This is a genomic window from Nonomuraea sp. NPDC001699 (genome assembly GCF_053596455.1).
Genome location: NZ_JBSFGF010000012.1, coordinates 239225 through 258111 on the forward strand (window position 1 = coordinate 239225; position 18887 = coordinate 258111).

17 protein-coding genes are annotated in these 18887 nt (G+C 71.5%); 9 read left to right on the forward strand and 8 right to left on the reverse strand.

Annotated elements, in window-relative coordinates:
- Positions 1-70: 70 nt before the first annotated feature.
- Genes ACWCSU_RS32335 through ACWCSU_RS32350 form a run of 4 tightly spaced genes read left to right on the forward strand, consistent with a single transcriptional unit; the run spans position 71 to position 3911 of the window.
- Positions 71-1174 (forward strand): sugar ABC transporter substrate-binding protein, encoded by a 1104-nt coding sequence (locus ACWCSU_RS32335; RefSeq protein ID WP_449940025.1) that lies wholly within the window; start codon positions 71-73, stop codon positions 1172-1174.
- Positions 1175-1894, forward strand: coding sequence for an ATP-binding cassette domain-containing protein (locus ACWCSU_RS32340; RefSeq protein WP_449940027.1), 720 nt, complete (start codon positions 1175-1177; stop codon positions 1892-1894). It abuts the gene before it with no gap.
- Positions 1891-3054, forward strand: a complete 1164-nt coding sequence (locus ACWCSU_RS32345) for a sugar ABC transporter permease (RefSeq protein ID WP_397037825.1) — start codon at positions 1891-1893, stop codon at positions 3052-3054. The genes ACWCSU_RS32340 and ACWCSU_RS32345 overlap by 4 nt, the downstream gene beginning before the upstream one ends.
- Complete coding sequence (locus tag ACWCSU_RS32350) at positions 3051-3911, forward strand: ROK family protein (protein WP_449940028.1); 861 nt, start codon at positions 3051-3053, stop codon at positions 3909-3911. Before ACWCSU_RS32345 ends, ACWCSU_RS32350 begins: the two co-directional genes overlap by 4 nt.
- 489 nt (positions 3912-4400) lie before the next feature.
- Here ACWCSU_RS32350 and serA read toward each other — a convergent pair whose 3' ends face one another.
- Positions 4401-5990, reverse strand: a complete 1590-nt coding sequence (gene serA, locus ACWCSU_RS32355) for a phosphoglycerate dehydrogenase (protein ID WP_357697589.1) — start codon at positions 5988-5990, stop codon at positions 4401-4403.
- A gap of 297 nt (positions 5991-6287) precedes the next feature.
- Between serA and ACWCSU_RS32360 the strand changes: the two genes are divergently transcribed.
- Positions 6288-7112 carry a hypothetical protein gene (locus tag ACWCSU_RS32360; RefSeq protein WP_357697587.1) on the forward strand — a complete coding sequence of 275 codons (825 nt, stop codon included), beginning with the start codon at positions 6288-6290 and terminating at the stop codon, positions 7110-7112.
- 82 nt (positions 7113-7194) lie between these two features.
- Positions 7195-8556, forward strand: coding sequence for an MFS transporter (locus ACWCSU_RS32365; protein ID WP_364085142.1), 1362 nt, complete (start codon positions 7195-7197; stop codon positions 8554-8556).
- On the opposite strand, the gene ACWCSU_RS32370 is transcribed toward ACWCSU_RS32365, so the two are convergent.
- Genes ACWCSU_RS32370 through ACWCSU_RS32380 form a run of 3 tightly spaced genes read right to left on the reverse strand, consistent with a single transcriptional unit; the run spans position 8516 to position 12266 of the window.
- Positions 8516-11080: an FtsX-like permease family protein gene (locus tag ACWCSU_RS32370; protein WP_449940032.1), complete on the reverse strand. Its 2565-nt coding sequence runs from the start codon at positions 11078-11080 to the stop codon at positions 8516-8518. The two genes, ACWCSU_RS32365 and ACWCSU_RS32370, sit on opposite strands and share 41 nt — an antisense overlap.
- On the reverse strand, positions 11077-11757 hold the full coding sequence (locus ACWCSU_RS32375) for an ABC transporter ATP-binding protein (RefSeq protein ID WP_357697581.1): 681 nt from the start codon (positions 11755-11757) through the stop codon (positions 11077-11079). The genes ACWCSU_RS32370 and ACWCSU_RS32375 overlap by 4 nt, the downstream gene beginning before the upstream one ends.
- The gene (locus tag ACWCSU_RS32380; RefSeq protein WP_357697579.1) at positions 11754-12266 is read right to left on the reverse strand and encodes a PadR family transcriptional regulator; all 513 of its coding nucleotides are present in this window, start codon (positions 12264-12266) and stop codon (positions 11754-11756) included. The genes ACWCSU_RS32375 and ACWCSU_RS32380 overlap by 4 nt, the downstream gene beginning before the upstream one ends.
- An 88-nt stretch (positions 12267-12354) precedes the next feature.
- On the opposite strand from ACWCSU_RS32380, the gene ACWCSU_RS32385 reads away from it, so the two are divergent.
- Both ACWCSU_RS32385 and dacB read left to right on the forward strand, forming a co-directional pair.
- Positions 12355-12906 (forward strand): DUF1707 and FHA domain-containing protein, encoded by a 552-nt coding sequence (locus tag ACWCSU_RS32385; RefSeq protein ID WP_357697577.1) that lies wholly within the window; start codon positions 12355-12357, stop codon positions 12904-12906.
- Between the two features lie 200 nt (positions 12907-13106).
- Entirely contained in the window at positions 13107-14651 is a 1545-nt protein-coding gene (gene dacB, locus ACWCSU_RS32390; RefSeq protein WP_357697575.1) for a D-alanyl-D-alanine carboxypeptidase/D-alanyl-D-alanine endopeptidase, read from the forward strand.
- 408 nt (positions 14652-15059) lie between these two features.
- Here dacB and ACWCSU_RS32395 read toward each other — a convergent pair whose 3' ends face one another.
- Positions 15060-15329: a hypothetical protein gene (locus ACWCSU_RS32395; protein ID WP_352318980.1), complete on the reverse strand. Its 270-nt coding sequence runs from the start codon at positions 15327-15329 to the stop codon at positions 15060-15062.
- Between the two features lie 214 nt (positions 15330-15543).
- A complete protein-coding gene (gene map / locus ACWCSU_RS32400; protein ID WP_357697573.1) occupies positions 15544-16311 on the reverse strand; it encodes a type I methionyl aminopeptidase in 768 nt (255 codons plus the stop codon).
- Between the two features lie 171 nt (positions 16312-16482).
- Between map and ACWCSU_RS32405 the strand changes: the two genes are divergently transcribed.
- On the forward strand, positions 16483-17166 hold the full coding sequence (locus ACWCSU_RS32405; protein ID WP_449940035.1) for a YoaK family protein: 684 nt from the start codon (positions 16483-16485) through the stop codon (positions 17164-17166).
- Here the strand turns inward: ACWCSU_RS32405 and ACWCSU_RS32410 are convergent.
- Complete coding sequence (locus ACWCSU_RS32410) at positions 17148-17777, reverse strand: class I SAM-dependent methyltransferase (protein ID WP_449940037.1); 630 nt, start codon at positions 17775-17777, stop codon at positions 17148-17150. The two genes, ACWCSU_RS32405 and ACWCSU_RS32410, sit on opposite strands and share 19 nt — an antisense overlap.
- A 103-nt stretch (positions 17778-17880) precedes the next feature.
- The gene (ilvC, locus tag ACWCSU_RS32415; protein ID WP_125637313.1) at positions 17881-18864 is read right to left on the reverse strand and encodes a ketol-acid reductoisomerase; all 984 of its coding nucleotides are present in this window, start codon (positions 18862-18864) and stop codon (positions 17881-17883) included.
- Positions 18865-18887: the final 23 nt, after the last annotated feature.

The following is an 18887-nucleotide window of genomic DNA, read 5'->3' on the forward strand; positions in this document are numbered from 1 at the left end:
CAACTCGCCTGATAGTAAACTACCTTTCTTACCAAGCGGGGGCGGGCATCTTCTGAGAGGACGAAGTGCGATGCACCGAGCTTGGCGACTCATCCCCGCGGCGGCGGTCCTGCTGGCCGCCGCCTGCGGGAACAGCACCACCGGCACGACCACCACCACGCAGGCCACCACGCAGACCGACACGGCGCGACAGGGCGGGACGATCGCCCTGTTCCTCCCCGAATCCAAGACCACCCGGTACGAAGCCTTCGACCGTCCCCTGTTCGAGGCCAAGGTCAAGGCGTTGTGCCCCGGCTGCAAGGTGATCTACGGCAACGCCGAGCAGGACGCGGCCAAGCAGCAGCAACAGGTCGAGGCCGCGCTCACCCAGGACGCCGACGTGCTTGTCCTGGACGCCGTGGACGCCAACGCGGTGGCGCCCCTGGTCAACCAGGCCAGGCAGAAGAAGGTCCCCGTGATCGCCTACGACCGTCTGATCTCGGGGATCGACTACGCCTACTACGTCTCGTTCAACAACGTACGGGTGGGCGAGATGCAGGGCCAGGCGCTGCTCGACGCCATGAACGCCAAGGGCACCACGGCCAAGGGGCAGATCGTGATGATCCACGGCTCGCCCACCGACCCGAGCTCGGCCGACTACAAGAAGGGCGCCAAGAACGTCCTGGACGGCAAGGTCAAGGTCGGCAGGGAGTTCGACACGCCCGACTGGAGCCCCGACAAGGCGCAGCAGCAGATGGAGCAGGCGATCACCGCCCTCGGCCGGGACGACATCGTGGGCGTGCTGTCGGCCAACGACGGCATGGCGGGCGGCGCCATCGCGGCCATGAAGCGCGCCGGCTACAAGGAGCTGCCGCCCATCACCGGGCAGGACGCGGAACTGGCCGCCGTGCAGCGCATCCTCACCGGCGAGCAGTACATGACCATCTACCTGGACATCAGGAGAGAGGCGGAGAAGGCCGCCGAACTGGCCGTCGCCCTGACCAAGGGCGAGCAGCCCGCCGCCACCTCCAAGGTGAACAACGGCACCGCCGACATCCCGGCCTTCCTCCTCGACCCGATCGCGGTCACCGCCGACAAGATCAAGGACACCATCGTGAAGGACGGGTTCTACAAGGCCGACCAGATCTGCACGGCCGAGGTCGAGGCCGCCTGCGCGAAGGCGGGCATCGAGTAGATGATCGCGGCGACCGGGATCTCCAAACGGTACGGAGCGGTGCGGGCGCTCGACGGGGCAGGGCTGGACCTGCGTCCCGGCGAGGTCGTGGCGCTCATGGGCGACAACGGGGCGGGCAAGTCGACGCTGGTCAAGACCATCTCCGGCGCGGTCGTGCCGGACGAGGGCCAGATCACCGTGGACGGCGTGCCGGTGCGCGTCGCCACCCCGCACGACGCGCAGGCGCTCGGCATCTCGACCGTCTACCAGGATCTCGCGCTCTGCGAGAATCTCGACGTCGTGGCCAACCTGTTCCTCGGGGCCGAACGCCGCCGCTGGTCGGTGCTGCGTCACCTGAGCATGGAACGCGCGACCCGCGACCTGCTGGCCCAGCTCGACGTGCACATCGGCGACATCAGGGTGCCGGTGTCGATGTTGTCGGGCGGCCAGCGGCAGTCGGTGGCCATCGCCAGGGCGCTGCTCGGCGAGCCCCGGCTGGTCATCCTGGACGAGCCGACCGCCGCGCTCGGCGTGGAGCAGACGGCGCAGGTGCTCGCGCTGATCCGGCGGCTGCGCGAGCGCGGGCTCGCGGTGCTGGTCATCTCGCACAACCTCGCCGACGTGCGCGAGGTGAGCGACCGGGTGGTGGTGCTGCGCCTCGGGCGCAACGCCGGTGAGTTCCGTACGGCCGACGCCTCCCGCGAGGAGATCGTGGCCGCGATCACAGGAGCGGGCGAATGACGGCGATGCCGATCGCGGTGACCGGACGGCTGCGCCAGGGAGAGGTCGGCGCCTGGCCGGTGGTCGGCGGACTGGTGGCGATCACGATCGTGTTCAGCACGCTCAACGACCGTTTCCTGTCGCCCGAGAACCTCACCAACCTCGTCCTCCAGATGGCCGCCACGGGCACGATCGCGCTCGGCCTCATCATGGTGCTGCTGCTCGGCGAGATCGACCTGTCGGCCGGCTCGGTCAGCGGCCTGTGCGCCACGATCATGACGATCGTCCACGTCAAGCAGGGCTGGAACGCGCTGCTCGCCATCCTGCTCGCGCTGGCGGCCGGGGCGGCGATCGGGCTGCTGCACGGGCTCATGCTGACCAAGCTGCGGATGCCGTCGTTCGTGGTCACGCTGGCCGGGCTGATGGGCTGGCTCGGGCTGCTGCTCTACCTGCTGCGCGAGGGCGGGACGATCAACCTGCCGTTCAACGGGTTCGTCTCCGGGCTGAGCGACACCTGGCTGCCGGGCTGGCTGTCCTGGGCGCTGGTGATCGGGCTGGCCGGCGGGCACGCCGGGATCGCCACGCTGGCCAGGCGGGCGCGGCTGGCCGCCGGGCTGCCCGTGGCGCCGGCGTGGCAGGTCCCCGTGTCGTCGGGCGGGCTGGCGGTCGTGCTCGGCGCGGCGGTGGCGGTCATGTCGGCCGACCGGGGCGTGCCGCTGCTGCTGGTGCTCTTCGGCGCGCTGGTCGTCCTGCTGGACCTGGTGCTGCGGCACACCGCCTTCGGCCGCCACCTGTACGCCGTCGGCGGCAACGCCGAAGCCGCCAGGCGCGCTGGCATCAACGTGACCAGGATCAGGATCCTGGCGTTCGTGCTGGCCTCCACGCTGGCGGCGGCCGGCGGCGTGCTGGCGGCCAGCCGGCTGTCGGCGGTCAACCAGGGGTCGGGCGGGAGCGACATCCTGCTCATGGCCATCGCGACGGCGGTCATCGGCGGCACGTCGCTGTTCGGGGGCCGGGGCCGCGCCTACGCCGCGCTGCTCGGGGTGCTGGTCATCCAGTCGATCACCAACGGCATGTACCTGCTGAGCGTGGACTCCTCCGTGCGGTTCATGGTGACGGCCGGCGTGCTGGCCCTGGCGGTGGCGATCGACTCGCTGGCCCGCAGGGGCGCCGCGCGATGAGCCGGGTCCTGGGCATCGACGTCGGCGGCACCAAGATCGCGATCGGGGTGTCGGGCTCCGACGGGCCCGTGGTCGCCGGTCGCACCCGGCTGGAGACCGGGCCGGACACGCTCGTCCGGGCCCTGGCCGCGGCCCGCGTCCTGGACGGGCGGCCGGCCGCGGTCGGCTTCTCGACCTGCGGGGTGATCAGGGACGGCGTGGTGCGCCTGGCCCCGAACGTCCCTGGCTGGGAGGGGCTGGAGCTGCCCAGGCTGCTGCGGGAGGAGTTCGGCGCCACGCCGGTGGCCATCGACAACGACGTGAACGCGGCGGCTGCGGCCGAGCTGCGGTGGGGCGCGCTGCGCGGCGTCTCCACGGGCGTCTACCTCAACCTCGGCACCGGCCTGGCGGCGGCCCTGGTGGTCGGCGGCCGGGTGGTGGCCGGGGCGCACGGCGCGGCCGGCGAGATCGGCTACCTCCAGGTCACGCCGGGGCAGGCGGCCTTCGCCGACGGGCGGGTGCCGCTGGAGGAGCTGGTCTCCGGCGCGGGGCTGGCGGCCAGGGGCGGCGCGCTGCTCGGCCGCGCGACCACGGCGGAGGAGGTGCTCGCCGCACGTTCCGGGCCGCTGGCGGAGCTGGTGGAGGAGACGCTGCGGGTGCTGACCATGACCGTGGCGAACCTGTGCGTCACGCTCGACCCGGAGCGGCTGGTCGTGGGCGGCGGCATGATGGGCGCGGCCGGGCTGATCGTGCCCAGGCTGGCCTGCGAGGTGCGGCGCGCCGTGCCGTTCCCGCCGGAGATCCGGCCCGGCCGGTTCACGGACGACGCGCCGCTGCTCGGCGCGCTCGCCCTGGCCCACGCCGCGGCGCGGGCCTGAGGGCGGGCGCTACCGGGCCGAGTTCTGGGGGGCGCCGCCGTTGTCCCTGCGGTCCAGGGCAGTCTGCAGGGCCTCGGCGGCCTCGTTCTCGTTCTCTTCGGTACGGTTCCAGGCATACATCTCGTACATGTCGCTCATCTCGTTTCGCGGGCGCGTTCCAAAGGGGGGCGTCGGACCCCGGTCGCGAATCCGACCGGGCCTGCTCTCGCGGGTCCGGGTCACGGACCGGGCGAAGGAAAAGGGACTGACCGGCCGACGACGTCACCACTCACCGCGGCGGGTCGTCGGCCTGCCCTAACAGGCCCCGCCGCGGCAGGTAATGAGTACGAGCACCTGGCGCATTTCCATCCACGGTACCCGGCGGCGGTTTCGCTGTCTCGTTGGATGTCCTACTATCTCGCATTCTGAGACAAGAAAAGGCCGCCACCCGGAACGGTCCAGGTGACGGCCTTCCCCCAGATCTGGGGGTCGGTCCCGCGGCGGCGGAGGTCAGTCCTCCAGGTCGACCGAACGGCCGCTCTCGGCGCCGATCTCGGCTGCGATCTGGTCGATCACGGCGGCCGGGATGGCCGAGTCGACGGTCAGCGCGATCAGCGCCTTGCCGCCCTTGACGTCACGGGCGACCTGCATCGAGGCGATGTTCACGGCGGCCTCGCCGAGCAGCCGGCCGACCACGCCCACGATGCCCGGACGGTCGGTGTAGGTGAAGAACGACAGGTGGGCCGTCGGCTCGATCTCCATCTCGTAGCCGTTGACCTCGACGATCTTCGTGATCTGCCGGGGGCCGGACAGCGTGCCGGAGACCGAGACGTGCCGGCCGTCGGCGAGCACGCCGCGCAGGGTCACCACGTTGCGCCAGTCGGGGCTCTCGGAGCTGGTCACCAGCTCCACGCTGATGCCCCGCTCCTTGGCCAGCAGCGGCGCGTTGACGTACGTGACCTGCTCCTCGATCACGTCGGCGAACACGCCCTTGAGCGCGGCCAGCTCGATGACCCGCACGTCCTGGGAGGCGATCTCGCCGCGGACCTCGACGTCGAGCTTGGTGGCGACCTCGCCGGCCAGGGCGGTGAAGACCCGGCCCAGCTTCTCGGCCAGCGGCAGGCCCGGCTTGACGTCCTCGGCCACCGCGCCGCCCTGGACGTTGACCGCGTCGGGCACGAACTCGCCCGCCAGCGCCAGCTTCACGCTCCGCGCGACCTGCGTGCCGGCCTTCTCCTGGGCCTCGTGCGTGGAGGCGCCGAGGTGCGGCGTGGCGACGACCTGGTCCAGCTCGAACAGGGGGCTGTCGGTGCACGGCTCCTTGGCGAACACGTCGAGGCCGGCGCCCGCGACGCGGCCCTCCTTGATCGCCGAGTAGAGCGCGGCCTCGTCCACGATGCCGCCGCGGGCCACGTTGATGATCCGCACGGACGGCTTGACCTCGTGCAGCTCCTTGTCGCCGATGAGCCCGAGGGTCTCCTTCGACTTCGGCAGGTGCACGGTGATGAAGTCGGCCTGCTTGAGCACCTCTTCGAGGCTGAGCAGCTTGACGCCCATCTGCGCGGCGCGGGCCGGCGGCAGGTAGGGGTCGTAGGCGATCAGCTCGACGCCGAACGGCTGGAGCCGCTGGGCCACGAGCTGGCCGATCTTGCCGAGGCCGAGGATGCCGACGACCTTCTCGTCCAGCTCGACGCCGGTGTACTTGGAGCGCTTCCACTCGCCGTTCTTCAGCGCGGCGTGGGCCTGGGCCGTGTTGCGGGCGCTGGCCAGGATGAGCGCGATGGTCTGCTCGGCGGCGCTGGTGATGTTGGAGGTCGGCGCGTTGACGACCATGACACCGGCCTTGGTGGCGGCCTCGACGTCGACGTTGTCGAGGCCGACGCCGGCGCGGGCGACCACGCGCAGCTTCGGCGCGGCGGCGATGGCCTCGGCGTCGACCTGCGTGGCGGAGCGCACGATCAGGGCGTCCACGTCGGCGAGGGCGGGCAGAAGCTGGGAACGGTCCGCTCCGTCGGTGTGGCGGACCTCGAAATCGGCGCCGAGCACGGCGAGGCCGGCCTCGGACAGCTCCTCTGCGACCAGAACGACGGGCTTGTTCACAGGCGTGGATCCTTAGGGGCATGCGGCGGGCTGGAGGGACACGTCGATGGGTCCCTCGGATCTCTCTGAGTCTATCCGCGCTTGTGAACGCGTTCACGAGGGACCCACGATTTGAGACGACCCGCCCGGCGTCACGGGCTCCCGGACACGGCTCCGGCTACCCCCGTCGCGGCAAAGTCATCCACTTCGCATACATCTTTGTCTTGATCGGGAGATTTATTCGCCATTAGCCTGATAAGCCGTGGCCGACTACCTATGGTTCGTCATATGAGCATCGGGAATCCTGCGCTTGCCGACGTGCTCGCACAGCATGGCACGCCCCATCGCCTGCTGGCGGCCCTCGCCGACGGTGGAGTCCTGGTGGCAGTGCGACCAGATCGATCGGTCGTCCTTGGGACGACCCAGGCGGGTGACCGGGTTCTGCTCGGTTACACCAGCCCTACGACCTATGCCCGGCACCGAGGCAGCCATTCGCTCTCGGTGTGCGACGCCGACACCATCCTGGACATCCAGCGCGTCACCGGCGTGCGGGAGATCGTGATCGACGCCGCCGGCCCCGCAGCCGCGGCCGTGCCCATCGACGATCTCCAGCGCTTCCTCACCGGCACGCGCTCGGGGCACACACCCGTGCTGTCGGGGGCGGTGCCCGCCGCCTACGCGACGGGCGCGATGGCCACCGTCTCGCGCGTGCCCGCGATGGCGCAGGCGGCCCCGCCGACGCCGCAGGCGCCCGCGCTGCCGTGGGTGCCCGCGCCCCGGCCCCACCTGTCGGGGCCGATGCAGCAGGTGGACCCGGGCTACCGCCGGTGCACGCACCCGATCCTGCCGGCGCTGCGGCAGGCCATCGCGCAACTGCTGGCGGACTTCCCGCTCGTGCACCACGTGTGGATCTCCGAGGCCGGCACCGCGTCCGGGGCGACCGGGATCATGCTGCACGTGAAGGTGCACATGTCGGCCGCCGAGGACGTCGTCCGCGACCTGCACCGGCTGGTCCGCGCCCGCCTGCCGCAGTTCGCGGCCAGCGGCGCGCCGATCCTCATGGCCAGGGTCGCCGACGCGCGCAGCGAGCGCCGGATGATCGAGATCGGCGCGCACGTGGTGTGCGCCAACGTCCGGGAGTAGCCGCCGTTCTGGAGTGGCCGCCGGTGGGGCCCGGGAAACTGGGCCCTACCGAACAAGCTCTCGCTCGGCTTGAATAAGGCTCATGATCACAACGCCGGTGAGCGCGCCCACGGTCTCCAGGGGCGTGCGCCTCGGCTACGGCGTGGGCTCCTTCTGCACGGCCACGGTCAGCGCCGTGCCCGGCCTGCTCCTGCTGTACTACATGACCAACTTCCTGGCGGTGCCCGCGTGGCTGGCCGGCGTCGTGGTCACCGCACCCAAGGTCTGGGACCTGATCATCAATCCGCTGGTCGGCCGGTGGTCGGACCGGACGGTCTCGCGCATGGGACCGCGCCGCCCCTGGCTGCTGGCCGGGTCGCTGACGCTGCCCGTCGCCTTCTTCCTCGTCTTCGCCGGGCCGCCGCTGACCGGCGTCCCGGCCGCCCTGTACGTCGGGCTGTGCTTCATGGCGACGGCCACGGCGTACGCGCTGTACGAGGTGCCGTACAAGGCCATGCCCGGCGAGATGACCGACGACTACCACGAGCGCACCTCACTGCTGCAGTGGCGGATGGTCTTCATCGGCGCGGCCACCGCGATCAGCGGCGTGCTGGCCCCGATGATCGCCACCGGCCAGGGCGAGGAGGGCACGCTCGGCAGCTACCGGCTGATGGGCCTGACGATCGCGCTCATCCTGCTGGCCTCGATGCTCGGCTCCTTCTTCGGCACCGCCCGCGCCCCCATGACCGGCGCCCCGGAGGCCGACCACGGCGGGTGGCGCGAGCAGTTCGCGGCGATCAGGGGCAACCGGGCGTTCCTGTGGCTGACCGTCATGGCCTGCCTGCAGATGCTGGCCGTCAGCATGATGCTGGCCGCGGCGCCGTACTTCGCGTCGTACACGCTGGGGTCGCCCAAGAGCACGCAGACGCTCTTCGCCGCGCTGGTCGGGCCGATGCTGCTGACCATGCCGCTGTGGGTGTGGCTGGCCCGGCGCTTCGACAAGCGCGGCGCGATGATCCTGGCCGCGCTGCTGTTCGGCGGCGGCACGGCGGCGGCCATGGCGACCCCGCTGTTCGGCCCCCTGTACGCCCACCTGACCATCCTGCTGGTCGGCATCGGGATCGCCGGGGTCGAGCTCATGCTCTTCTCGATGCTGGCCGACGTGGTCGCCACGGACGCGGCCGAGTCCGGCAAGCGGCGGGCGGGCGTGCTGACCGGGTTGTGGACGGCCATCGAGAGCGGCGTCAGCTCGTTCGGCGCGCTGATCTTCGGGATCATCCTGTCGATCGGCGGCTTCGTCGAGTCCGACGCGGGCACGCCCGTCCAGCAGCCGGACAGCGCCGTGACCGCGGTCCTCATCGGGCAGACCGCGGTCCCGGCGTTGATCATCTTCCTGTCCGTGCTGGTGACGCTGCGCTACCGGCTCAGGCCACCCGCCGCGCCAGCACCAGCCGCGTCCGGGTGAACAGCCCGGCCACCAGCGCCGCGACCAGCGGCAGCCCCAGCACGAGCGCGGCCAGGAACAGCCAGGGGACGTCGATCACGGCAGGACCGTCCAGGAAGCTACGCGAGCCGCCACCGCCGTACCTGGTGAGCGGCCAGGTCACCGCGACCCCGGCGACGGATCCGGCCAGCAGGCCCACCACGGCGCCGAGTCCCGCGATGTAGGCGGCCTGCGCGGCCACCACCAGCCTGCGCACCCGGGGCGCCGCGCCGACCGCCGACAGGTTGTTCAGGTCGGGACGCATGTCGGCCGCCGCCAGCCCCGTGGCCGCGAACGTGCCTCCGAGCACGAGGACCAGCGCGGCACCGAGCAGGATCATGAGGACGAAGGCGCGGTTCTCCGCGTTCCCCCGCTCGGCGTAGAGGAACAGGTTGCCGTCCACCTCGCCTCGCAGGTCGGCCTCCATGCGCCGTTCGTCCTGCGGCGGGGACCCGGTGTAGAGCATCCGCTCGGTCACCACGAGTCCGGCCTTGGCCAGCGCCTGCGGCGGGATCATGGCGCCCGCCTGACGGGGGTCGGCGCCGGTGGACACCACAGCCGGGATCCGGATCGTCCTGGCGGTCGTGCGCGTGTCCCCGTCCTGGCGGTCGACGGTCACCTCGATCATGCCGTCGCGCATCACGTCCTGGCTGAAGGCCACGGCCTTGCCCGCCGCCAGCGCGGCGGCCGCCTGCGGGTCCCGGCGCTTCTGAAGGAAGGCGAGCAGGTCCGCGCCGCCGATCGGGGGGCGGTCGTAGAACCGCAGCGGGCACGCCGCCCCGCACGTCGTCCTGTTCACGGTCAACCACAGCGTCCTGCCCTTGGCGTCCGCCACCTCCCGTCCGGCGACGATCTCCGTGCCGGGGAAGCGGACGCGGACGGCCTCCTTCAGCCGCGCCCAGGTCTGGTCGTCCATCGCCGTGGCCCCGCCGATCACCGTGGTGCCCAGCGGGAACACCGTGGCGGTGGCCTCCTCCTGGTGTGTGTAGGCGGTGCTGCTGCCGATGCCGAGCGCGACCGCCCCCATGGTCGCCGCCATGACGGCGGCCGCGGCGGAGGCCGTACGGACGCGGTGGCGCGCGGCGTCGCGCACGGACAGGCGCAGCGGGAGCGGCAGCCGGGCGGCGATCCGGGAGCCGGACTGGACCAGCCACGGCATCAACGCGACCACGCCGAGCACGAACGGCACGAAGGCCGCCGTCATCGACACCACGCCCCTGGTCATGGCGTAGCCGGTCGCCCCCAGCCCGACCACCAGCAGCACGATCCCGAGCACGGGACGCCGGGCCCGCCCCCGGGCCTCCGCGGCCCGACCGGCCAGCACCAGCGCGGTGTTCTGCCGGCTCGCCTGCACCGCGGGCACGATCGCCGCGACCAGCCCGCTGAGCAGGCCCAGCGCCGCCACGCCGAGCACCGGCAGCCACGGCACGTCGGCCGGCCCGTGCGTCCAGTCCAGTTCCCTGGCCGCGATCGACTCGACCAGCAGGCCGGGGCCGATGCCCAGGACCACCCCGAGCACGGCCGCCGCGCCGCCGAGCACCAGGCCGTCGGCCAGCACGATCATGCGCAGGTGCCGCGCCGACCCACCCTGTGCGGAGATCACCGCCAGCTCCCTGCGCCGCCGTCGCAACCCCACGGCGAACGCCGGACCGGCCAGCAGCACGGTCTCCATGACGACGAGCACGATCGCGACGACGAGCACGACCAGATCCTTCGCCCTTCCCGGGCCGTCGAAGCGCGAGTCGTCGCCCGTGTGGGCGTCGAGCAGCGCGCGGGAGATGACGCCCAGGCCCGCGCGGTTGAGCTGCTGCACCTTCGACCACATGACGGGCGTGGCGGTGTCGGCCAGCCAGCCGCTGCTGTTGCCGTCGTTCTGGTGCGGGAGCAGGCCCTCCGGCAGGGCGGTCAGCTCAAGGATGCCGGGCCGGTTGGGGTTGTCGAAGACGCCGACCACCTTCACGGTGCGCTCCGGCCGCCGCGTGACGAGCGTGTCGCCCACCCGGACGCCGCTGTCGGCCATCTTCGACGAGATCGCCACCTCGCCGGGCGCGGTGGCGTACCGGCCCTGCTTCAGGGGGCGCACCCCGGCCGTCATGGGGTCGCGCAGATCGACCTCCAGGACGTCCGCCAGGTTGAAGCCGTCGGGCAGCCGGGTGGTGACCACGCTCTCCTGGTAACGCAGCAGGCGACCGGGCAGCAGCGTGTTGATCTCGGCGACCGTCCACGGGCGCATCGGACCGGTGCTCTGGGTCTGGTATGCGGAGAAACCGTAGTGGTCCTGCTTCACCGGCCGGCGGAACGGGAAAGTGATGATCCGCGCGTCGGCCGCCCCGATCTCCGACACGGCCTTCTCCTGCGGGGTGATGCTGGTCGTGGCGGCGCTCGTGAGCACCGCCGTGATCACCAGGACGGGCAGGCCGATCATCACCATGATCAGCGCGGTACGGCCCTTGGCCCGCCACGCGCTCCGCCTGGAAATGCGCAGGGCGGCGAGGAAGGCGCTCATCGGGAGCTCTCCAGCCGCACCGCCGACGCCTCCACGATCAGTCCGTCCCGCAGGTAGACCACCCGGTCGGCCCACGCCGCGTAGCGCGGCTCGTGGGTGACCAGCAGCACCGCCGCGCCCTCGTCGCAGCGGGTGCGCAGCAGTTGCAGGATCTCGTCGCCGGTGGCCGTGTCGAGCGCGCCGGTCGGCTCGTCGGCCAGCAGCAGCCGCCGTTCGCCGACGAGCGCCCTGGCTATGGCCACGCGCTGGCGCTGGCCACCGGACAGCTCTTCGGGGAACCGGTCGGCGAGCTGGTCGACACCCACGTCGGCCAGGGCGGTCAGCGCCTCCCGGCGGGCCTGGCCGGCGCGGACGCCGTCCAGTTCCCTGGGCAGCATCACGTTCTCCGCCGCCGTCAGGGACGGGATCAGGTTGAGGTCCTGGAAGACGTACCCGACGCTGCCGCGTCGCAGCGCGGCCAGGTCGCGGACCCCGGCCAGGTCGCGGCCCTCGATCAGGACCGTGCCCGACGTGGGCCGGTCGAGGCCGCCGGCCAGGTTGAGCAGGGTCGACTTGCCCGAGCCCGACGGGCCCATGACCGCGACGAGCTCCCCCTGCCCCGCCTCCAGGCTGACGCCGCGCAGGGCGTGCACCTGGCCGTGCTCGCGGGTCACGTCCCGCAGCTCCAACACAGTCATTGGTTCTTCTCCTTGACAACGGCCTCGCAGTGGTCGAGCCAGCGCTGCTCGGCCTCGACCTTGAAGATCATCGATTCCAGGACGAGCCGCTGGGCGAGACCGCCCCCCGTGGCCCTCTTGGCCCTGGTCAGGTCCTGAAGCGTGCGCATGCCCGCCATCCGCTGGGCCTGGATGACCTCGCCGACGTCCACGTCGGTGGCGGCGACGGCCATCGCGATCTTGATGACGAGTTCGTCCCGAGGCCGGTCGGAGTGGTCGACGGGGGTGCTGAACCATCGCTCCAGCTCCTCCCGACCGGCCTCGGTGATCGTGTAGACGGCTCTGCCCTGCTCGTCGGCGCCGCCGGGCGCCACCAGGCCGTCACGTTCCAGGCGGGAGAGCGTCGTGTAGACCTGGCCGATGTTGAGCGGCCAGGTCGCCCCCGTCGACGCCTCGAACTCCACCCGGAGCTGATAGCCGTAGCGCGGCGCGCTGCTCAGCAGAGCGAGCAGTCCGTGTCTGATCGACATGGATACTGAGTATGCATACCGAGTATGGCCACCGCAACCGATCCGCGTATTCTGGACACGGAACGCCGTTCAGGCCGATACTCGGGACATGAGCTCCACCCAACCGCCGTTCCGCGCCTCCGACGGGGAACGCGACCGTGCGATCGACGAGCTCAAGCACCGGGCCGTGGAGGGCCGGATCTCCCACGACACCTTCGTCGGCCGGGTCGACCAGGCGCTGCGGGCGCGCAACCAGCACGAGCTCGACGAACTGGTCGCCGACCTGCCGCGACGTGCGACGATCAGGCAGCGGCTGACGGACGCGGTCTCGTCGATGTCGGAGTTCACCACCCGGCTCCAGTCGGCCTGGCGGCGGCCACGGCTGCCCCGGCTGGCCCTGCCGGACGACGACCGGCTGCGTTACGTCGTCGGCCGGGGCTCGGCCTGCGATCTCGTCCTGTCGGACCTGACGGTGTCGCGCGTGCACGCCGAGCTGCGGCGGGAGGGCGATGGCGGCTGGATGCTGGTCGATCTCGGCTCGCTCAACGGCACCCGGCTCAACGGGTGGCGGCTGGTGGGGCCCGCCCGGGTGAAGTCGGGCGACGAGATCTCCTTCGGCGACTGCGGCTTCCTGCTGGCCTCCGACATCCCGTCCGCCTGACACCTCCCCGCCTCCCGCCCGGAGCCGCGCCCTCGCCGAAAGGCCGCGCGGCGGCAGGCGGCAGTGGGCGGCAGGCAGCGGCGGGCGGCGGTGGGCGGCGCGCCGCCGGAGCTCGCCCCAGAAATACGGATATTTGCGGATTACACGGCGACTGCGCTGATTCATGCTCACATGCGATCCCCCAGTCCCTTGGAGACCACATGCGGCGCACCTCAGCCTCCCTCCTCGCGGGCACGCTCGTCGCGGCACTCGCGTGGGCGTCCGGCCCCTCCACACCGGCGGTCGCCCTCGACCCCTCGCCCGGCGTGGCCGACCTGACCCAGGACATCAACCAGATCCTCGGCGACTCCCGGCTCACGATCGGCCGGGCGGGCGTCGTCGTGAAGAGCGCCGCGAACGGCGAGCAGCTCTACGCCACCGACGCCGGCAAGCTCCTGACCCCGGCGTCCAACACCAAGCTGTTCACCTCGGCCGCGGCGGTGCAGACGCTCGGCCTGGACTACCGCTTCCCGACCACCGTGCTGAACGCCGGCCGCAAGGTCGGCTCGGTGCTCACCGGCGACCTCGTGCTGCGCGGCACCGGCGACCCGACCATGCTCGCCGAGGACTACGACGCGCTGGCGGCCAAGGTCGCCGCATCCGGCGTCAAGGTCGTCACGGGCAAGCTGATCGCCGACGACACCTGGTTCGACGGCCAGCGGCTCGGCACCGACTGGGCCTGGGACGACGAGACCGCCTACTACGCGGCGCCGATCTCCGCCCTGACCGCCTCCCCCGACCGGGACTACGACGCCGGCTCGGTGATCGTCTCGGTGGAGGCCGACGGCGGCCAGGTCAAGGTCTCGACGACCCCGGAGACCGACTACCTGAAGATCGTCAACAAGGCCACCGTGGGCGCCGAGACCGACGTGCTCATCGAACGGCAGCACGCCTCCCGGACGGTCGTGATCACCGGCACGGTCGCGGACCCGTACCAGGAGTGGGTGGCGGTGGACGACCCCACGGCGTACGTGTCCACGCTGTTCCGCAAGGCGCTGGCCGCGCACGGCGTACGGGTGCTCGGGCCGACGGCGACGGGCGCGGCTCCCGCCGGGGCGGCCGAGCTGGCCAGGCACGACTCGATGCCGCTGAGCGAGCTGCTGGTGCCGTTCCTGAAGCTGAGCAACAACATGCACGCCGAGATCCTGACCAAGGCCATGGGCCGCAAGGCCGCGAACCAGGGCACCTGGTCGGCCGGCCTCAAGGTCGCCACGGACTTCGCCAAGGCCAACGGCGTCCAGGTGATCAACATGCGGGACGGGTCCGGGCTGTCGCGCCGGGACGGCTTCTCGCCGGACTCGATCGTGCAGCTGCTGACCGCCGTACGGACCAAGCCGTGGTTCAGCACCTGGTACGAGGCTCTGCCCATCGCCGGCAACGCCGACCGCTTCACCGGCGGCACGCTGCGCAGCCGGATGCGGAACACCCCCGCGGCGAACAACGTGCACGCCAAGACGGGCTCGCTGACCGGCGTGACCTCGCTGTCCGGCTACGTGACCAGCGCCGAGGGCGAGCCGCTGGTCTTCTCCATCATGCTGAACCAGTTCCTGTCCGGCTCGCCGAAGGACATCGAGGACAAGATCGCCGTACGGCTCGCGCAGTTCTCGCGGGCGACGGCGACCGACGTCACCGCCCACCTCAAGGCCGCCGACCAGGGAACGGCGGGCGACCTGGAGTGCTCGTGGCTCAAGCCGGCCCAGTGCTAGCGGCCCGGTAGAGGGCCTGGCGGCCTCCGACGCATGGGGGCCGCCCCGGCTCGACAGAGGTGATCACGATCCGATCACCTGGAGCCCCAGATATAGTCCACATTTTCACTACATAGCCGACACGGGCGCGCCAGAATTCGGAGTCAACGCCGAGGCGAACCCCCAGATCCCGGGAGCGCCGGGCCGTCACCGGCCACACCCCCAAGCCGGTCGTCCCACCGAATGCCCGGCACGCTCCCTCCCGGCGGGCCCGCGCCGCACGTCCCCCCGCACACCGGACCGCGGCCGGGCCCGCCCCCCCCTCGACCGGGGGACCGGCACAGGCCACGCCGCGTCGCGGCACGGCAAAGGGGCCCGCCCGGACGGGCGGACCCCTCGGTCACGCAGTTCAGCCGCTGAGGAATTACGTCAGCTGACAGCGCACTTCGTGTCTTTGCTCTTGATGCCGAGGATCTGGCTCAGGATGTCGCCGGTCTCGAGGACGAGCACACCGCTGGTGCTGTTGTCGACCTCGCCACGGGCGAAGATGTTCTCGTCACCGCAGACGAAGAGAACCCGGCCCGGGTCCTCGTCGGAGTGAGGGACGAAGGCCATGTGAGGGGTCGCCGCTAGAGCCGAGCCGCCGACCATGACCATCCCGCCGACGAGCCCGGCCAGGATGAGCCCTTGTCTGAACATATCGATTCTCCTTGATACCTATCGACTACTCTCCGTAGCTATCGGGAGGAGATTTGCCCTAGGCCCTCTTTCAACAAACGCCGGTATTTCTGTCTTTACCTGCGCAAACACGCGGCATGAGGGAAGGGATGACACAGCCCGCCCTTCTTGACCGACAGGTGTACGCGGCAGAGGAATATCCGGCTCCGCCGTGACCCCGCGCTGACGCGTCCTCTCAGGGGAGGGTGAGAACCACCGGGCCGTCGGCGGTGATGGCCACCGTGTGCTCGACGTGGGCGCTCCTGCTGCCGTCCCCGGAGCACACCGACCAGCCGTCCTCGGCCATGCGGTACTCGTCGTCGCCGCCCGCCATCAGGCTGGGCTCGATGGCGATCACCAGGCCGGGACGCAGCCGCAGCCCCAGTCCGGCGCGCGCCTCGTTGGGCACGAACGGCGACTCGTGCATGGCCCGGCCGATGCCGTGGCCGCCGAAGTCGTTCTGCATGCCGTAGCCGGCGCCGCGGCCGACCAGCGACATCGCGTGGCCGATGTCGCCCATCCGGCCTCCGGGCACGGCGGCCGCGATGCCCGCCGCCAGCGTCTCGCCGGCCACCTGGACGAGCTTCAGGTCCTCGGCCCGCGCGTGCCCGACGGAGAAGCTGACCGCGCCGTCGGCGTGCCAGCCGTCCACGTGCGCGCCGAAGTCGACGCTCAGCAGGTCGCCGTCGCGCAGCCGGTACGGCGTCGGCAACCCGTGCAGCATGACCCCGTTCACGGACGTGCACACCACCCCCGGGTACGGCATGGCCCCGAACGACGGGTGGTAGCCCAGGAACGACGACCGCGCCCCCGCCTCGTGCATGACCTCGCGGGCCACCTCGTCGAGCTCCAGCAGCGACACCCCGACGGCGGCCCGCTCCCTGACGGCGGCGTGCACGGTGGCCACGACGCGGCCCGCCTCCCGCATGGCGTCGATCTCCCCGGCGGTCTTGAGCGTGATCACAGCGGCCTCCCAGCCCTCGGCACGATAACTATACCGGTATTATTATCACGCTTCACGGGGGCTTCAAGACTCCCCGCCGAACCCCAAGACCGGACGGGGATCTCTAGACGGACCCGATAACACCCGACTCATTGACTAATTACGTAGAGTAACCGTTATAGTGCTCGGAGTATGCGTTTCGGACGGTTCTCGATGCTCGCTCTGGCGCTCGCGGCAGGGGCCGTCGACGCGCTGAGCTTCCTTGCGCTCGGCCAGGTGTTCACCGCGAACATGACCGGCAACATCGTCCTTCTCGGCCTGGCCATCGGCACCGGCGACACCTCGCACGTCATCCGCTCGGGCCTCGCCCTGGCCACGTTCTGCCTGGGCCTGACCGCGGGCTTCACCCTGCTGGGCCCCACCCCGTCCGCGGGACGGGATCCCCCGGCGGCGGTGCCGGCGCGTCCCCTGACGGTGCTGCTCGCCGAGCTGGCGCTGCTGGTGCTGGTGGCGGCCGGATGGGCGGCGCACGTGCTGCCGCGTCCGGCGCTGATCGCCGCCTCGGGGACGGCGATGGGCCTGCAGAGCGCGGTCACGCGCTGGGCGGGCGGCCCCGGGCTGTCCACCACCTACCTCACGGGCACGCTGACCAGCCTGGCGGGCCGGGCGGTCGGCCCGCGCTCGGGGATGCTGCGCCCGCTGGGCGTGGTGCTCTGCGTGGTCTCCGGCGCCGTCATCGCGGCCCTGGCGCTACGCCTGCACCACCCGCTCACGCCGTTCATCGCCCCGGCCACGGTCGCCGCCGCCATCGCCGCCTGGGCCCTCACCTCCGGAGACCGCGCCCACCGTGGTGAAGGTCAGGACGGCTTGCGGTAGGTCAGCAGGTAACGCCAGAAGAGCCGCCGGCGCAGGGAGAAGCCGGGGAGCAGCGACGCCGCCTCCCGCCGGACCTCCTCCAGGGACATCTCCGGCGGCCGTACAGGCGCGGGCACATGCACGGCACGATGCCCTCTCGCCCGCCCTCCGTCCCGCCCTCCCGCCCGCTCCCCCGCCGCCACCGCCACCCGTGCCGCCGCGTTCGCCGGTACGGCCGCCAGGCTCCAGACGAAGTCGGCCGTCGTCCGCTCCGCGTAGCACCCGAGGACGGCCAGCACCCCGCCGGGCGCCAGCGCGTCCCGGAGGGCCGCCACCGTCCCGAACGGCATGTGGTGCAGGCTGGCCAGGCAGGAGATGTAGTCGTAGTGCCCCGGGGGCAGCTCCATGCGCGTGACGTCGGCGCACACGAACCGCACGCCGTCCACCGGCGACGCCGAGGCGGCCTCGATCACCTCCGGGGCCGGGTCCACCGCGTCCACCTCGATCCCGAGGCCCGCGAGCCGCCGCGCGAAGCGCCCGGTGCCACAGCCGACGTCGAGCGCCGTACGGGCTCCTCCGGGCACGAGCCGGGCCATCGCCCGGTGGTAGTGATCGTTGTGATCGAAGGGCATCCCGGCATCATGCCATCGGACCGCCCGAAGCCCCCCGAAGTCGGGGAAAAGACATCGCCCGCCCGCTGACCGTGCAGCGGGCGGGCGACGTGCGGCGCGAAGGTCAGCCCTTGAGCCAGCTCATCATCGGACGCAGCTTGGCGCCCGTCTTCTCGATCGGGTTCTCGGCCAGCTCCTCGCGGTAGCGCGTGAAGTCCTTCTGGCCGCCGTCGAACTCCTCGACGAGCTGCCGGGCGAAGGTGCCGTCCTGGATCTCGCCGAGGATGCGGCGCATCTCCTGACGGGTCTCGTCGGTGATGACGCGCGGGCCGCGGGTGTAGCCGCCGTACTCGGCGGTGTCGGAGACCGACCAGTACATCTTGGAGATGCCGCCCTCGTACATGAGGTCGACGATGAGCTTCATCTCGTGGAGGCACTCGAAGTAGGCGACCTCGGGCTGGTAGCCGGCCTCGATGAGGGTCTCGAAGCCCGCCTTGATCAGCTCGGAGACGCCGCCGCACAGCACGGCCTGCTCGCCGAACAGGTCGGTCTCGGTCTCCTCGGTGAAGGTGGTGCGCAGCGCGCCGGCGCGGGTGCCGCCGATGCCCTTGGCGTACGACAGCGCCAGGTCCAGGGCCTTGCCGGAGGCGTCCTTCTCGACGGCGACGAGACACGGGACGCCGCGGCCGGCCTCGAACTGGCGGCGGACCAGGTGGCCCGGGCCCTTCGGGGCGACCATGCAGACGTCGACGCCCTCGGGCGCCTCGATGAGGCCGTAGCGGATGTTGAGGCCGTGGCCGAAGAACAGCGCGTCGCCCTCGACGAGGTTGGGGGCGACGTGCTCGGCGTACAGGTGGCGCTGGATGTGGTCCGGCGCGAGGATCATGGTGAGGTTGGCCTCCTCCACCGCCTCGGCCGGGGTGACGACCCGCAGCCCGTCGTTCTCCGCCTTCTCGCGGCTCTTGGAGCCCTCGGGGAGGCCGACGCGCACGTCGACGCCGGAGTCACGCAGGGAGAGCGCGTGGGCGTGGCCCTGGCTGCCGTACCCCAGCACGGCCACATGACGTCCCTGGATGATCGACAGGTCGGCCTGGTCGTCGTAGTAGATCTCGGTCACTTCTGTAGAACCTT

Bases quoted from the DNA above. Each gene is read 5' to 3' on its own strand.
- ACWCSU_RS32410 (WP_449940037.1), bottom strand. From the start codon at position 17,777: ATGCCCTTCGATCACAACGATCACTACCACCGGGCGATGGCCCGGCTC.
- ACWCSU_RS32380 (WP_357697579.1), bottom strand. From the start codon at position 12,266: ATGTCGATCAGACACGGACTGCTCGCTCTGCTGAGCAGCGCGCCGCGC.
- ACWCSU_RS32345 (WP_397037825.1), top strand. From the start codon at position 1,891: ATGACGGCGATGCCGATCGCGGTGACCGGACGGCTGCGCCAGGGAGAG.
- ACWCSU_RS32340 (WP_449940027.1), top strand. From the start codon at position 1,175: ATGATCGCGGCGACCGGGATCTCCAAACGGTACGGAGCGGTGCGGGCG.
- ACWCSU_RS32375 (WP_357697581.1), bottom strand. From the start codon at position 11,757: ATGACTGTGTTGGAGCTGCGGGACGTGACCCGCGAGCACGGCCAGGTG.
- dacB (WP_357697575.1), top strand. From the start codon at position 13,107: ATGCGGCGCACCTCAGCCTCCCTCCTCGCGGGCACGCTCGTCGCGGCA.
- ACWCSU_RS32350 (WP_449940028.1), top strand. From the start codon at position 3,051: ATGAGCCGGGTCCTGGGCATCGACGTCGGCGGCACCAAGATCGCGATC.
- ACWCSU_RS32335 (WP_449940025.1), top strand. From the start codon at position 71: ATGCACCGAGCTTGGCGACTCATCCCCGCGGCGGCGGTCCTGCTGGCC.
- ACWCSU_RS32365 (WP_364085142.1), top strand. From the start codon at position 7,195: ATGATCACAACGCCGGTGAGCGCGCCCACGGTCTCCAGGGGCGTGCGC.
- ACWCSU_RS32370 (WP_449940032.1), bottom strand. From the start codon at position 11,080: ATGAGCGCCTTCCTCGCCGCCCTGCGCATTTCCAGGCGGAGCGCGTGG.
- ACWCSU_RS32385 (WP_357697577.1), top strand. From the start codon at position 12,355: ATGAGCTCCACCCAACCGCCGTTCCGCGCCTCCGACGGGGAACGCGAC.
- ACWCSU_RS32395 (WP_352318980.1), bottom strand. From the start codon at position 15,329: ATGTTCAGACAAGGGCTCATCCTGGCCGGGCTCGTCGGCGGGATGGTC.
- ACWCSU_RS32405 (WP_449940035.1), top strand. From the start codon at position 16,483: ATGCGTTTCGGACGGTTCTCGATGCTCGCTCTGGCGCTCGCGGCAGGG.